The organism is Kocuria sp. CPCC 205297 (assembly GCF_040981035.1).
Lineage (GTDB): Bacteria > Actinomycetota > Actinomycetes > Actinomycetales > Micrococcaceae > Kocuria > Kocuria marina.
This window is the reverse complement of the sequence record NZ_JAVKPY010000011.1, coordinates 61,799-76,946: the sequence shown is the minus strand read 5'-3', so window position 1 is coordinate 76,946 and position 15,148 is coordinate 61,799. Positions and strand designations below refer to the sequence as shown.

At 68.0% G+C, this 15,148-nt stretch carries 13 protein-coding genes; 9 read left to right on the top strand and 4 right to left on the bottom strand.

The window, feature by feature from the left end; translation table 11 throughout:
• Positions 1–3 precede the first annotated feature (3 nt).
• The 5 genes from lysS (at position 4) to RF650_RS11270 (ending at position 5,900) form a co-directional block, all read left to right on the top strand.
• Entirely contained in the window at positions 4–1,536 is a 1,533-nt protein-coding gene (gene lysS / locus RF650_RS11290) for a lysine--tRNA ligase (RefSeq protein WP_368814950.1), read from the top strand.
• 61 nt (positions 1,537–1,597) lie between these two features.
• Positions 1,598–1,870, top strand: coding sequence for a hypothetical protein (locus RF650_RS11285; RefSeq protein ID WP_239318768.1), 273 nt, complete (start codon positions 1,598–1,600; stop codon positions 1,868–1,870).
• 218 nt (positions 1,871–2,088) lie between these two features.
• Positions 2,089–2,430, top strand: coding sequence for an Lsr2 family protein (locus RF650_RS11280; RefSeq protein WP_368814949.1), 342 nt, complete (start codon positions 2,089–2,091; stop codon positions 2,428–2,430).
• 217 nt (positions 2,431–2,647) lie between these two features.
• The gene (locus RF650_RS11275) at positions 2,648–5,266 is read left to right on the top strand and encodes an ATP-dependent Clp protease ATP-binding subunit (RefSeq protein WP_131333407.1); all 2,619 of its coding nucleotides are present in this window, start codon (positions 2,648–2,650) and stop codon (positions 5,264–5,266) included.
• A 115-nt stretch (positions 5,267–5,381) separates the two neighbouring features.
• The gene (locus tag RF650_RS11270; RefSeq protein WP_368814948.1) at positions 5,382–5,900 is read left to right on the top strand and encodes an amino-acid N-acetyltransferase; all 519 of its coding nucleotides are present in this window, start codon (positions 5,382–5,384) and stop codon (positions 5,898–5,900) included.
• Here the strand turns inward: RF650_RS11270 and RF650_RS11265 are convergent.
• Positions 5,884–6,894 carry an A/G-specific adenine glycosylase gene (locus RF650_RS11265; RefSeq protein WP_368814947.1) on the bottom strand — a complete coding sequence of 337 codons (1,011 nt, stop codon included), beginning with the start codon at positions 6,892–6,894 and terminating at the stop codon, positions 5,884–5,886. The genes RF650_RS11270 and RF650_RS11265 overlap by 17 nt on opposite strands.
• On the opposite strand from RF650_RS11265, the gene RF650_RS11260 reads away from it, so the two are divergent.
• A complete protein-coding gene (locus RF650_RS11260) occupies positions 6,893–7,618 on the top strand; it encodes a hypothetical protein (protein ID WP_368814946.1) in 726 nt (241 codons plus the stop codon). The genes RF650_RS11265 and RF650_RS11260 overlap by 2 nt on opposite strands.
• Before the next feature lie 151 nt (positions 7,619–7,769).
• On the opposite strand, the gene disA is transcribed toward RF650_RS11260, so the two are convergent.
• The 3 genes from disA to RF650_RS11245 all read right to left on the bottom strand — a co-directional run bounded on the left by disA (position 7,770) and on the right by RF650_RS11245 (position 11,561).
• Complete coding sequence (disA, locus tag RF650_RS11255) at positions 7,770–8,846, bottom strand: DNA integrity scanning diadenylate cyclase DisA (protein ID WP_085108129.1); 1,077 nt, start codon at positions 8,844–8,846, stop codon at positions 7,770–7,772.
• A 108-nt stretch (positions 8,847–8,954) separates the two neighbouring features.
• Positions 8,955–10,346, bottom strand: coding sequence for a DNA repair protein RadA (gene radA, locus RF650_RS11250; protein WP_368814945.1), 1,392 nt, complete (start codon positions 10,344–10,346; stop codon positions 8,955–8,957).
• A gap of 57 nt (positions 10,347–10,403) precedes the next feature.
• Positions 10,404–11,561: an aromatic acid exporter family protein gene (locus RF650_RS11245; RefSeq protein ID WP_131333402.1), complete on the bottom strand. Its 1,158-nt coding sequence runs from the start codon at positions 11,559–11,561 to the stop codon at positions 10,404–10,406.
• A 252-nt stretch (positions 11,562–11,813) separates the two neighbouring features.
• Between RF650_RS11245 and pstS the strand changes: the two genes are divergently transcribed.
• The 3 genes from pstS (at position 11,814) to pstA (ending at position 15,138) form a co-directional block, all read left to right on the top strand.
• Positions 11,814–12,926 (top strand): phosphate ABC transporter substrate-binding protein PstS, encoded by a 1,113-nt coding sequence (gene pstS / locus RF650_RS11240; RefSeq protein ID WP_368814944.1) that lies wholly within the window; start codon positions 11,814–11,816, stop codon positions 12,924–12,926.
• Positions 12,927–13,075: 149 nt separating this feature from the next.
• A complete protein-coding gene (gene pstC, locus RF650_RS11235; RefSeq protein WP_131333400.1) occupies positions 13,076–14,023 on the top strand; it encodes a phosphate ABC transporter permease subunit PstC in 948 nt (315 codons plus the stop codon).
• On the top strand, positions 14,023–15,138 hold the full coding sequence (gene pstA, locus RF650_RS11230) for a phosphate ABC transporter permease PstA (protein WP_085108135.1): 1,116 nt from the start codon (positions 14,023–14,025) through the stop codon (positions 15,136–15,138). The genes pstC and pstA overlap by 1 nt, the downstream gene beginning before the upstream one ends.
• Positions 15,139–15,148: the final 10 nt, after the last annotated feature.

Here is a 15,148-nt window from a genome sequence, read left to right as displayed (position 1 = left end):
ATTGTGACCGAGCAGCCCGAATCCACCGTTCCCGCAGACACCGCCAGCACCGATCCGGAGCTGAGCGCCCACGAGCTCAACGATCAGATGGCCGTGCGCGCCGCCAAGCGCCAGGCAGCGCAGGTCGCCGGGATGGCGCCCTATCCCGTGGACGTGCACCGCACCACGACCCTTGCCGCGGTCCGTGAGCAGTTCGGTCAGCTCGAAGCCGGGGAGGAGACCGAGCACGTCGTGACCGTGGCCGGTCGTGTGGTCCACGTGCGCAACACCGGCAAGCTGTGCTTCGCGACCCTCCAGGAGGGGGACGGCACCCGGCTGCAGGCCATGCTCTCCAAGGCCAACGTGGGGGACGAACCCCTCGCGCAGTGGAAGGCCCTCGTGGACCTCGGCGACTTCGTGGCCATCACCGGTCGCGTGATCAGCTCGCGGCGCGGGGAGCTGTCCGTGATGGCGGACTCGTGGACCATGGCCTCCAAGGCCCTGCGCCCCCTGCCCACCATGCATAAGGAACTCAACGAGGAAACCCGGGTGCGCCAGCGCTACCTGGACCTGATCGTGCGCCAGGAGGCCCGCGACGTCGTCCTCACGCGCTCCACGATCACGCGCACCGTACGCCGTGTCATGGAGGAACAGGGGTACGTGGAGATCGAGACCCCCATGCTCCAGCTCGTGCACGGCGGGGCCGCGGCGCGCCCATTCGGTACGCACCTCAACGCGTTCGACCAGGACATGACGCTGCGTATCGCCACCGAGCTGTATCTCAAGCGTGCGGTCGTGGGCGGTATCGACAGGGTTTTCGAGATCGGCCGGGTCTTCCGTAACGAGGGTGTGGATTCCTCCCACAGCCCGGAATTCACCACGCTCGAGGCGTATGAGGCCTATGCCGATCAATTCGTGATGGCGCAGCGGATCCAGGAGATCATCCAGGAATGTGCCCGCGCGCTCGATGTGGACGGGGTGGACACCGAGGACGGCCGCATTGATTTGTTCGGGGAGTGGGCATGGGTTTCCGTGTATCCGGGACTGTCCGAGGCCGTGGGACGGGAGGTCACCCCGGACACGGATGTCACGGAGCTGCGAAAGATCGCCGCTCAGCGCGATATTCAGGTGAATCCTGCATGGGACGCACAGAAACTCGTCATGGAACTCTTCGAGGAAATCGTGGAGCCCACCCTGATCCAACCCACGTTCGTGTACGACTACCCGCCGGCCGCACAACCGCTTGCCCGGCCCCACCGCGAGAAGCCGGGGTTGATCGAGGCGTGGGACCTGATCATCGGAGGGATGGAGCGTGGCACCGCGTTCTCCGAGCTCGTGGACCCGGTGGTGCAGCGCGACCGGCTCACGGAGCAGTCCCGGCTCGCCGCGGCGGGGGACGACGAGGCCATGCAGTTGGACGAGGACTTCCTGCGGGCCCTCGAATACGGCGCGCCGCCCATGGGCGGGCTCGGCCTGGGGCTGGACCGGCTCATCATGCTGTTCACCAACCTGGGCATCCGGGACACCATCCTCTTCCCACTCATGAAGCCCGAGTGAACCGGCCCGGCGCAGTACCGCGTCCAGCCGCCGTCCAGTCCTGGAGAGGATGATCACCGTCATGGATTACCTGGCCGTCTTCGTACCCTCACTCGGTGTGGGTGTGGTCTTCTACCTCGTGATGCGCTGGTTGCTGCGCGGGGACAGGACCGAGCGCAGTGCGCAGGCACAGGCCCGCGACGACGCCGAGCAGTGGTACCGCTCGGTACGCGAACGCGAGGGGGACAAAGTCCCGTTCGGATATCAGGAGGATAAGCCCCGGCAACAACGGGGTCTGGGCTTACGCAACAGCATTCCTATTCGTGAATCCCCGGAAGATCCCAATAGCCCGTGATGACAATTATTCGAATATCTGCCATGATGGGACCGTGAATCCGCGGTCCCTGCATTTCATTCCGGGGACGTTCCCATGGGTGAATCCGAACAGTTTCCATGAGGAATGGAGATCGGAATCACACGGGGGGCAAATTCCTGTGTTTCACCCCACAGCATGAATTTGCTAGCGCGAATAATTGATCGACGAGCCCGTAGGGCGTTTGGAGGAGCTGGAGCATGGCTCAGACCGTGAAAATCATTCTTGAAGACGATATCGACGGTGGCGAGGCCAATGAGACCGTGCGTTTCGGTCTGGACGGCGGCCAGTACGAGATCGACCTGAGCTCGGCCAACGCCACCAAGCTGCGCGACGCCCTGCGTCCCTACGTCGCGGCCGGTCGCCGCGCGTCCGCCAAGAGCGGGCGCAGCCAGAACACCACCACGCGCCCGAACCGCTCGGGCAACCCCGAGACCCCCAAGATCCGCGCGTGGGCCAAAGAGCAGGGCCTGCGGGTCTCGGACCGCGGCCGTATCCACCAGGACATCCAGGACAAGTACTACGCCGCTCACAACGACTGAGTTCGTAGCACACCCCGGCATCACGGCCGGAACACGCCGCAACAGGCGTGTTCCGGCCGTTGTCGTCGGTACCGGGGAGCACGGGACGGGGAGTTGCGAAAGGCCCCCCGGGGGGAATTTTGCTGAGGGCTGGATACCGTGCGCCAGTGGCGAACAGTGCCGGAAACGCCGCGCGGGATGCCTAGCATCGTTGACAAAGATCAATGAAGGAGTATCCATGTTCGAACGCTTCACCGACCGCGCCCGCAGGGTCGTCGTGCTGGCCCAGGAAGAGGCCAGGATGCTCAACCACAACTACATCGGGACCGAGCACCTGCTGCTCGGCCTGATCCACGAGGGTGAGGGCGTCGCCGCCAAGGCCCTCGAGTCCATGGGCATCACCCTGAGCGCCGCCCGCGAGCAGGTCCAGGACATCATCGGCCCGGGCCAGCAAGCGCCCTCGGGTCACATCCCGTTCACGCCCCGCGCCAAGAAGGTGCTTGAGCACTCGCTGCGCGAGGCCCTGCAGTTGGGGCACAACTACATCGGGACCGAGCACATCCTGCTCGGGATCATCCGCGCCGGCGAGGGCGTGGCCTCCCAGGTGCTCGTCAAGCTCGGCGCCGATCCCGGCAAGGTCCGCGCCACGGTGCTGGAACTGATCTCCGGCTACCAGTCCGGCAACGCCGGCGGGGAGAAGGAAGCCGCCGGCGTCGGCACCGGTGGCCGCGCCGAGGGCGCTCCCGCGGGTTCGGCCGTGCTGGACCAGTTCGGTCGCAACCTCACCGCCGCCGCGCGCGAGTCCACGCTGGACCCCGTGATCGGGCGCTACCGCGAGATGGAGCGCGTGATGCAGGTGCTCTCCAGGCGCACCAAGAACAACCCGGTGCTGATCGGTGAACCCGGTGTCGGTAAGACCGCGGTCGTGGAGGGCCTGGCCCAGGCGATCGTGCGCGGGGACGTCCCCGAGACGCTTAAGGACAAGCAGCTCTACACGCTGGACCTGGGATCGCTCGTGGCCGGTTCCCGCTACCGCGGTGACTTCGAGGAACGCCTCAAGAAGGTGCTCAAGGAGATCCGTACGCGCGGGGACATCATCCTGTTCATCGACGAGATCCACACGCTCGTGGGTGCGGGTGCCGCGGAAGGCGCGATCGACGCCGCGTCGATCCTCAAGCCCATGCTGGCGCGCGGCGAGCTGCAGACCATCGGTGCCACCACGCTGGACGAGTACCGCAAGCACATCGAGAAGGACGCCGCCCTCGAACGGCGCTTTCAGCCCATCCAGGTGGACGAGCCCTCCGAGGCCCACGCCGTGGAGATCCTCAAGGGCCTGCGCGACAAGTACGAGGCGCACCACCGCGTGTCCATCTCGGACGACGCGCTGGAGGCCGCGGTGCACATGTCCGCGCGCTACGTCTCGGACCGGTTCCTGCCCGACAAGGCCATCGACCTGATCGACGAGGCCGGTGCACGTCTGCGCATCAAGCGCATGACCGCGCCGCCGGAGATCAAGGCCCTGGACCAGAAGATCGCGGACACCAAGCGTGCCAAGGAAGCCGCGATCGAGGGCCAGGACTACGAGAAGGCCGCGTCCCTGCGCGACACCGAGCAGAAGCTCATCGCCGAGCGTGACGAGAAGGACACCGCGTGGCGCGAGGGCGACGACCAGATCTCGGAGGTGACCCCGGAGGTCATCTCGGACGTCCTGTCCGCCTCCACGGGTGTGCCTGTGTACAAGCTCTCCGAGGAGGAGTCCGGGCGGCTGCTGCACATGGAGGACGAGTTGCACAAGCGCGTCATCGGGCAGAACGAGGCCATCAAGGCCCTGTCCCGCTCCATCCGCCGTACCCGAGCTGGTCTGAAGGACCCGCGCCGCCCGGGTGGCTCGTTCATCTTCGCCGGGCCCACTGGCGTGGGTAAGACCGAGCTGGCCAAGGCGCTCGCGGAGTTCCTGTTCGGTGATGAGGACGCCCTGATCACGCTGGACATGTCCGAGTACCAGGAGAAGCACACCGTATCTCGGCTCTTCGGTGCCCCTCCGGGCTACGTGGGGTACGAGGAGGGCGGTCAGTTGACCGAGAAGGTCCGCCGCAAGCCGTTCTCCGTGGTGCTGTTCGACGAGGTCGAGAAGGCCCACCAGGACCTCTTCAACTCGCTGCTGCAGATCCTCGAGGACGGTCGCCTGACCGACTCGCAGGGCCGTGTGGTGGACTTCAAGAACACCGTGATCATCATGACCACGAACCTCGGTACCCGGGACATCTCCCGCACGGTTCCCGTGGGCTTCCAGGCCAGCGGTGACGCGGCCACGTCCTACGACCGCATGCAGGCCAAGGTGCAGGAGGAGCTCAAGGAGCACTTCCGTCCCGAGTTCCTCAACCGCGTGGACGAGATCATCGTGTTCCCGCAGCTGAGCGAGAGTGAGATCGTGCAGATCGTGGACCTGTTCGTCGCGCGCCTGCAGCGGCGGTTGCGTGAGCAGGACATGTCCATCTCGCTGTCCGACGCCGCCAAGCAGTTGCTCGCCAAGAAGGGCTACGACCCCGCGATGGGTGCCCGGCCGCTGCGCCGGACCATGCAGCGCGAGATCGAGGACCAGCTCTCCGAGCGGATCCTGTTCGGCGAGATCGCCTCGGGCGAGAAGATCTCGGTGGACGTCGAGGGTGAGGGCGACGACGCCACTTTCACCTTCTCCTCCACGCCCATGTCCGAGCTCTCCGACGACGAGATCCGGGAGATCGAGAACACCCCGGCGTTCTCGGACGACGCCGACAGCCAGTCCGGCAAAGACGTGCCGCGCTCGCCCCATTCGGGGCCCGACAGCGGCGGGGGAGCGGCCCAGGCGCAGGCCTGAGCCACCCCGCGCGGTGCCCGGCACCGCGGCGCCTCCGCGAGCGGGCGGCGTCGTTGACCACAACGGTCGGCGACGCCGCCCGCTCGCGTTCGAACGGACGCGTACAGTCGTGGGCATGGTAGAGATCCGCATCCGCCCCGCCCGGACCTCGGACGTCCATGGCATCAAGGAGCTCGTGGCGCCCATGGCGGCCGAGCGCATCCTGATCACCAAGGACACGGTGACGTACTTCGAGAGTATCCAGGAGTTCGTGGTTGCGGAGGACGACGCCGGGAACCTCGTGGGCTGCGGGGCCTTGCACGTGATGTGGGAGGACCTCGCGGAGGTGCGCACCCTGGCCACGTCCCCCGCGGCGCGCGGTCACGGCGTGGGCGGGCGGATGATCGAGGAACTGCTGGCCCGTGCGGCTCGGCTCGGGGTCGGACGGGTTTTCTGCCTGACCTTCGAGGTGACGTTCTTCGCGCGGCACGGATTCGCCGTGATGGAGAACCAGGAGACCATCGAGCCCGAGGTCTTCGCAGAGCTGTTGCGTTCCCACGACGAGGGTGTCGCCGAGTTCCTGGACCTGGCCCGGGTCAAACCCAATACGCTGGGCAACACGCGGATGATCCGCGCGATCACCCCGGAAGGCTGACCGCGCCGTCGTCCGAGGTGGCCAGACCATCCGCGAGCAGTCCGTTCAACGCACGCTCCCGTTGTTCGGCGGGCGCGGGCAGCCGCCACAGGGCCCCGAGCCGTTCGATCACCACAGTGGGCGGGGCCGCGTGCTCCCCGGCGATCTGTTCCGAGCCCGCGAGGTCCGTGAGCAGCAACTGCGCGGGCACGGGCTCGTCCGCGGCGCGCAGCACCGCCATCATGGCCCCGCGGACCTGGCGGTCCGTGCCGTGCCACAACTGGCCCCTGGGCGTCTCCTGCGCGGGAGGGCTGCCAGCCGCGACCCACGCGCAGTCCCGCCGCACGGGGCACTCGTCGCAGCGCGGGGAACGCGCGGTGCAGATCAGTGCGCCCAGCTCCATCACGGCCTGGTTCCACGCGACCGATTCCGCGACGTCCTGCGGCAGGACGTCCTGCGCCAACCGGGTCTCCGCCGCGGTGAGGGAACGGGACGGCAGGGCCCGCCCGGAGAACACCCGGGCCTCGACCCGGCGGATGTTCGTGTCCACGACCGTGTGGCGTTGACCGAACGCGAACACGGCCACTGCCGCCGCGGTGTACGCGCCGATCCCGGGCAATGCCAACAGCTGTGCGTGGTCCTCGGGCACCCGCCCGTCGTGCTCCGCGGCAATGTTCTGGGCAGCCGCGTGCAGCCGCAGCGCGCGGCGCGGGTAGCCGAGCCTGTCCCACGCGCGCAGGACCTCCGCCGGCGACGCCGCCGCGAGATCGCCCGGTTCCGGCCACTGTTCGAGCCACCGGCGCCACACCGGCAGGACGCGCCCCACCGGGGTCTGCTGCAGCATGATCTCGCTCACGAGCACCTGCCACGGTGTGCGTTCGGGCGCGCGCCACGGCAGGTCGCGGGACGCCCGCCGGTACCACTCGATCACGGCTGCGTGAATGCCGTGAAGTCGCTCGTCGCGGGCTGGTGTGCGGCTCGAGTTCATAACTGTCCACGGTAGCCTGGAGACCATGGCTTCCGGTTCCGAACAGCACGATCCCCCCACGTCCCCCGCGGAATCCGCGGACACCGGGGGCAGGCTCCCGGAGCACGTCTACCGGCGACGCCGCATGGTCGCGCTCGCCGTGATCGTCGCCCTGGTCCTGGCCCTGCTGTGGGCAGTGGTCTCGGGCGTGCGCGCACTCACGGCACCGGACGCCGACGACGCGAATGCCACGCAGCAGCCCGACGCCGCGGCGCAGCCGAGCACGGATCCCCAGAACAAGTTCGCGGACTTCACTGCCCGGCCCACACCGTCCGGGTCTGGCGCACCCGGCGCGTCTGGCAGCCCGAGTGCGAGCAGTACGGCGGCGCCGGAATGCGGCGCGGATCTGACGGTGAGTGCCGCGACCGACAAACAGAGTTACGCGGCGGGCCAGAACCCGGTGCTCGAACTGACCCTCGAGAACAAGGGCCAGCATCCGTGCCGCGTGGACGCCGGTAGCAATCACATGGCCTTCGTGGTGACCTCCGGTGCGGACACTGTCTTTGATTCACGGCACTGCGCGGCAGCCGGTGAGGACCGTCAGATCACCCTGGACACGGGGCAGAAGGAGACCGTACGGCTCACGTGGAACCGGGTGCGCACCGCGGAGGGCTGCCCGGCCGGCCAGTCCGAGGCGCTCGCCGGGTACTACAACCTCACGACGTCGCTCGGGGACGTCGTGAGCCAGCAGGCCGTTTTCAGCCTGCCGTGAGTGGGCGACGGGCGGCTCGCGGCTCGCGCAGATCCACCGGCGACGGCGGTCCCGGGGTTCGCGCGGCCGGTTGGCGGCCCTCGAGGTGACCATCGGTGGGCGATGCCCGGGCGGTGCACGGGCCGCGTCCGCGACCGGGCCACCCGGACTGCTACATGAACCGTTCCAACAGGCTCGTCTCGGCCATACGGGACAAGGACTCGCGTACGGTGCGGGCACGCTGCTCGCCGATGCCCTCCACGGACATCAGGTCCTCGAGGTTCGCGGCCATGAGCGACTGCAGGCCGTCGAACTGGGCCACGAGCCGTTTCGCCACCGCACGCGGCATGGACTTGATGCCCTCGAGCAGCCGGTAACCGTGGGGGTGCAGGTCCACCTCCAAGTTGCCCTGCGGCCCGGTGAGCCCCGCGGCCACCGCGACCCGCTGCAGATCGATCAGTTCGGTGGACGACAACCGGGCGAGCCGGTCCAGGGACTCCGCGATCACCTCGGGCGTCGTGGCCTCGGGCAGGTAGTCCCGCAGGACTACGCCGGGCCCCGGTCCCGTCCCGGCCGTGAGCTCCTCGAGCTGCAGGGAGATCAGACGCCCGTCCGAGCCGAGTTCCAGGACGTACCACCCGATCTCGTCCGAGATCCTGCGCACCATCTCCATCCGCTGCAGTGTCAGGGCCACGTCGCGGGCGGTCACGGCGGCTTCGATCTCGAGCGCCGAGAGGCTGCCCAGGACCTGCTCGAGGCGGTTGCTGTAGTGCTCCAGGGTCTGCAGGGCCTGGTTCGCGCGGGCCATGATGGCCTGGGAACCGTCGATCGCGTAGCGGTAATCGGCCACGTAGATCGTGATGACGCTCATGGACTGGCTGACCGAGATCACGGGAACACCGGTCTGCTTGGCGGTGCGCTCGGCGGAGCGGTGACGCGTGCCGGACTCCTGGGTGCGGATGGACGCGTCCGGCATGAGCTGGACCCCGGCCTTGAGGATGCGGGTGGCTTCCTTGTCGCACACGATCGCCCCGTCCATCTTGGCGAGTTCGCGCAACTTGGTGGGGGTGAATTCGGTGTCGATGTCGAACCCGCCCGAACACAGCGACTCCACGGAGCGGTCGAATCCGAGCACGATGAGCGCGCCCGTGCGGCCCCGGAGGATGCGCTCCAGCCCCGTCCTCAGTTCGGTACCGGGGGAGACCCTGGCCAGGGTCCGTCTCAGGGCAGTCTCGTGCGATTTCACCACGGCCTCATTCTATGTGCGCTCGCCCCGCCCGAAGGCCAACATGCCTCGCGTGGCATGTGTGTTCGGACTCGGCCCTGCCGCGGTGGACTCGGCCGTACGGCGTCGGACTCAGCCCTGCCGCGGCGGGAAGAGCAGCTCCATGGCCTGTGAGACGGTGGTGACCTCACGCACGGAGAAGCCCGGAGGGATCTTGCCGGGTCCGTTGGGGGATGCCGGGACCACGGCGTGGGTGAAGCCCAGCCGGGCGACCTCCTGGATCCTGCGGTTGATCTCCGGTACGGGGCGGACCTCACCGGCCAGTCCGATCTCCCCGAAGCACACGAGCCGCTGGGGCAGCGGTCGATCCTGGGCGGCGGACGCGAGCGCCATGCACACCGCGAGGTCCGTGGCGGGTTCGGTGAGCCGCACACCGCCCACGGTGGACACGTAGCAGTCCATGGTCGCCAGGGCCACGCCCGCCCGGCGCTGCAACACCGCGAGCAGCATGGCCACCCGGGAACCGTCCAGGCCGGAGGTGGCCCGTCGGGGTTGCGCGGTGCTGGACTTGTCCAGCAGGGCCTGGACCTCCGCGAGCAGCGGCCTGCGCCCCTCCACGGTGACGCTCAGACATGTTCCCGCGACCGGGACGGGGGTGCGGGAGACGAACAGGCCGGACGGGTCCGAGACCGAGCGGATACCGTTCTCCTCGAGATCGAAGCACCCAACCTCGTCCGTGGGGCCGAACCGGTTCTTCACGGCCCGCAAGAGGCGGATGCGCGAGTGTTTGTCCCCCTCGAACTGACACACGACGTCCACGAGGTGTTCGAGCAACCGGGGACCGGCGATCGAACCCTCCTTGGTCACGTGGCCCACGAGCAGGGTGGTCATGTTCCGGGTCTTGGCGGCGTGGATGAGGCTCGCCGCGACCTCCCGCACCTGGCTCACCCCGCCCGCCGAACCCTCGATCTCCGGGCTCGCGAGGGTCTGCACCGAGTCCACGATCAACAGTTCCGGTTTTAAGTCCTTGACCTGCGCGAGCGCCGCGGAGAGGTCGGTCTCCGCGGTGAGGTACAGCTTTTCCGAGAGGGCATCGATGCGCTCGGCTCGCAGTTTGACCTGCGCCGCGGACTCCTCCCCGGTCACGTACAACACGGTGCGGGGATCGGGCCCGCCCGCCACCTTGGCGGCTGCGTCCAGGAGCAGCGTGGACTTACCCACGCCGGGTTCCCCCGCGATCAGGATGACCGCACCGGGCACGAGTCCGCCGCCCAGGACGCGGTCGAACTCGGTGACGCGCGTGGGGGTGAAGCGGGCCACCGAGGAATCCACCTGGCCGATGGGTTGAGCGGGCACCGCCACGCTGGCCGCGGCCCGGGTGCGCCCGTGTTCCAGGTTCGGGGAGATCTCCTGCACGGTGCCCCAGGACTGGCACTCACCGCACCGGCCCACCCATTTGGCCGTGGTCCAGCCGCATTCCGTGCACCGGTAGGAGACGGACGGCTTTCTGGTCTTCGCGCTCATGCTGTCACCGTAGGGGGCGGATCTGACGCGCATAAGCGGCACGGATCCGTGGCTCGGTCACCGACCGCCCAGCGTGGGCAGGTACCGGATCGCCTCCTCGTGGGTGAGACCGGTGGACTCCAACAGGTCCACGACCAACGGACGGATCAGCAGCACGAGTGCCTCGCCCTCCATGGTCCGCACCCCCATGAGCCCGGGTTCCAGGCGACCGGCCACGGAGATCAGTTCATTGCGCGTCTGGCGCAGGTAGCTTTCACGGGTCTGGGGGTGACTCGCGGAGAACGTGTGATCCAGGCTCAGGATGGCGTCGGAGAGATCGGCGAGGGCCTCGGAGAGGGAGGCCACGGCGTCGTCGGACAGGGAGACGCGGTTGAGGACGGACGCGAGGCGGCGTGCGAAGACGCGCGAGTTGCGCACGGCGAGGTCCACGTACCGGATGCTCTCGCTCAGTTCGTCGATCTCGCGGCGGTGCCGGCGGTGCAGAGGGGATGCGTGGGCGATCTCCCGGGAGGCCGTGAGCCCCGAGCGTACCGAGTCCACGAGCGGCTGCGTCTGACGAGCCCGCACGAGGGCGTGCCACGCGAGGCGCGAATCGGTGTCCGAGACCGCACGGGAGCAGTCCGTGAGCACCTGGGTGAACTCCACGATGAGCTTGCTGAGGTCCTGGCGCGGTTCGCGGCGCGGGTCTTGGGGAATCACGTACGCGAGGAGCAGCGCGCACAGGCACCCCACCACGGCGTCGAAGGACCGCGCGAACACGCCGTCCTGCGACGGCGGGAGGAGCACCACCAGCACGGACTGCAGCCCCATCTGCGTGGTGAAGATCGCGCCGTTGTCAAGGAACCGGGCGAGCAAGAGGGACAGGAGCAACACGAGGGCCGCTTGCCACTCACCATGGCCCAGGACCTGGATGAGCAGATCGCCCATCACGATCCCCAGGGTGCACCCGATCGAGACCTCCAGCACCCGGCGGTAGCGCAGCCCGCCCTTGGCGTACCCCAGGGACACGAGCGCGGCGGTCGCGGCGAAGATGGGGCCTTGATGGCCCAGCAGCCGTTCCGCGATCACGTACGCGCCAACGGCCGCCACGGTCATCTGCACGGCCTGGAAGAAACCGGACGTCATGCGTGCCCAGCCGGAGCGCCCGCGCTTGCCCACGACCTCGGGAACACGACGGAATCGGGAGCGGTACTGAGCTGCTTCCGAGGACGTCATGGCTCCCATCCTAGGCGGGCGCCTCGGACGGACGCGTACCGCGCGGGACGCGTGACCGGGCGGCGCCGTGGCCAGGGGTGGCGCCGGTCACAGGGGTTGTTAACCGCCAGTTCACCTTCCCGGCCGCATCTGTCAATATCGCCTGCCTACGGTAATTCCCGGGCGCGCTGCGGACGCAGCGGCGTTGGACTCCAAGATCCGGTTGTCCGCACCCACCGGGCTCCCCGGTTCACGCTTTCGAAGGGAAATACAGTGAAGGTTTCGCATGTCGGCCGTTCGGCCGCAGTCCTGGCCATTGGTGCCCTCGCTCTGACCGCTTGCGGTTCCGACAACGCCACCGGCAACACCAACAGCGGCGGGGGCTCGGGCGAGAGCAGCGGCGTGTCCGGAACGCTGACCGGCATCGGGGCGTCCTCCCAGCAGGCCGCCATGACCGCGTGGCAGAACGGCTTCCAGTCCGCTAACAGCGGCTCCACCGTGCAGTACTCCCCGGACGGCTCCGGCGCCGGGCGCAAGGCCTTCCTGGCGGGCGGCGCGAACTTCGCCGGCTCGGACGCCTACCTCTCCGACGACGAGGTCGAGCAGGCCAAGCAGCAGTGCGGCCCCGACGGCGCCATGGACCTCCCGGTCTACATCTCCCCGATCTCCGTGGCGTTCAACCTGCCCGGTATCGAGTCCCTGAACCTGGATGCCCCCACCATCGCCAAGATCTTCAAGGGTGAGATCAAGCGCTGGAACGCGGAGCAGATCAAGCAGCAGAACCCGGACGCCGATCTTCCGGACACCCCGATCACGGTGGTGCACCGCAGCGATGACTCCGGGACCACCGAGAACTTCACCGACTACCTGCACAAGGCCGCTCCGCAGGAGTGGACCAAGGACCCGGCACAGGCATGGCCCTCCGAGTACGCGGCGGAGAACAACAAGGGCACCTCCGGCGTGGTCTCCACGACCTCCGGCACCGAGGGCGCCGTGACCTACGCGGACTCCTCCGCCGTGGGCGATCTCGGCACCGCCGCGATCAAGGTGGGCGACCAGTACGTGACCCACTCGCCCGAGGCCGCCGCCAAGGCCGTCGAGGTCTCCGACCAGGCCGAGGGCCGCGGCGAGCACGACCTCGCGATCAACATCGGGCGCGACACCAAGGAATCCGGTGCGTACCCGCTCGTGCTGATCTCCTACCACATCGTGTGCTCCCAGTACGACTCCCAGGAGACCGCGGACCTGGTCAAGGCCTTCGAGAACTACGTGATCTCCGAGGACGGGCAGAAGGCCGCTGCGGACTCTGCCGGTTCCGCCCCGCTGAGCCAGACCCTGCGCGACCAGGCCAAGGCGGCCGTGGACTCCATCACCGCGAAGGGCTGATCCGCCCCGACGACGTGTGAGTGCGGCGCCGGCGTGTCATCGCGCGTCGGCGCCGCGGCCACGCACGCGGCCATCTCGGACCGCCACGTCCTACGCTGTCCGAATTCACCGCTCAGCTCGTTCCACACCTTGATCGAAGGGACTGGTTTATGTCCACCACCATCAGCGCCCGGAAACCGGGGACCCGGCAGTCCTCGGCCGGACGTGCCGGTGACTCCGTCTTCTCCGGACTCAGCCTGGCCGCCGGCATCCTGATCTTCGCGGTGCTCGCGGCCGTCGCGCTATTCCTGTTGCTGCAGGCGCTGCCCACGTTCGCCGCCCCCGCCGAGGAGATCACCGGTGGGCAGGGCTTCTTCCACTACATTTGGCCGCTCATCGTGGGCACGCTCATCGCCGCGGTGATCGCCCTGCTGATCGCCACACCCGTGGGCATCCTGGTGGCGCTCTACATCTCCCACTACGCACCGGCCAAGATCTCCAAGCCGGTGGGCTACGTGATCGACCTGCTCGCGGCCATTCCCTCCGTGATCTACGGCGCGTGGGGTGCCACGGTGCTCGCGCCGGCGCTCGTACCGTTGTACAACTGGCTCACCGAGCACCTGGGCTTCATCTCCATCTTCGACGGGCCCGCGTCCCAGACGGGTAAGACCATGCTCACCGCAGGCATCGTGCTGGCCATCATGATCCTGCCGATCATCACGTCCATGTCCCGCGAGATCTTCACGCAGACGCCCAAGCTCCACGAGGAGGCCGCGCTGGCACTGGGGGCCACGCGGTGGGAGATGATCCGGATGGCTGTGCTGCCGTTCGCGCGCCCCGGGATCATCTCCTCGATCATGCTGGCCCTGGGCCGCGCCCTCGGCGAGACCATGGCGGTGGCCCTGGTGCTGTCCTCCGGGCCCATGATCGCGTCCCTGATCAAGTCCGGTAACCAGACGATCGCCGCGGAGATCGCGCTGAACTTCCCCGAGGCCTACGGCCTGCGGTTGTCCGAACTGATCGCGGCCGGTCTCGTGCTGTTCCTGATCACCCTCGTGGTCAACATGATCGCCCGCGCCATCATCGCTCGCTACAAGGAATTCTCGGGGGCCAACTGATGACCACGTCCACCCAACCCGGAACCTCACCCGTCCGCCAGTCAAGGCTCACCCGCGGTCAGCGTCCCAAGTGGCTCGTCCCCGTCATCGGCGTGGCCGCGATCGTGGCGGGGGCCGCGCTTGCCGCTCTGGTGGGGTTCAGTATCGCGCTGTGGGCCCTGTTCGCCACCGTGATCTTCCTGGTGGTCGGCCCGCTGGCCGTGGGCATGATCGAGGGTTCCCGCGCCGGGGCCGATTCGCTCATGACCTTCCTGGTCTATGCCGCCTTCATCCTCGCGGTGATCCCGCTGATCTCCGTGATCTGGACGGTGCTCGCCAATGGCATCCCCGGTCTGACCTCCAACATGTTGTTCACCTCCATGAACGGGGTCACGGGCTTCCACGACAACCAGGCCGATGCGCCCAGTCAGGTGATGGGCGGCGCCTACCACGCGATCATCGGTACGGTGTCCATCACGTTCTGGGCCACGCTCATGTCCGTGCCCGTGGGGTTGCTCACCGCGATCTACCTCGTGGAGTACTCCCGGGGCGGCTGGCTCGGCAAGGCCATCACGTTCTTCGTGGACGTCATGACCGGTATCCCGTCCATCGTGGCTGGTCTGTTCGCGGCCGCTCTGTTCGGCATGATCTTCGGCCCCTCGACCCGTACCGGGTTCGTGGCGGCGGTCGCGCTGACCGTGCTGATGATCCCCACGGTGGTCAAGAACACCGAGGAGATGCTGCGGATCGTGCCCAACGAACTGCGCGAGGCGTCCTACGCGCTGGGTGTGCGCAAGTGGCGGACCATCCTCAAGGTGGTCATCCCCACGGCCATCTCGGGTATCGCCTCGGGTGTGACCCTCGCGATCGCCCGTGTGATCGGTGAGACGGCGCCGCTGCTCGTGACCGCGGGCTTCGCCACGGCCATCAACTGGAACTCGTTCTCCGGCTGGATGACCACGCTGCCCACGTTCATCTACTACCAGATCATGACACCCACCTCGCCCACGAACCCCGATCCGTCCCTGCAGCGGGCCTGGGCCGCGGCGCTGATCCTGATCGTGATCGTGATGCTGCTCAACCTCGTGGCACGCTTGATCGCCAGGGCCTTCGCTCCCAAGACCGCCGGCCGCTGAGTGCTGGCCG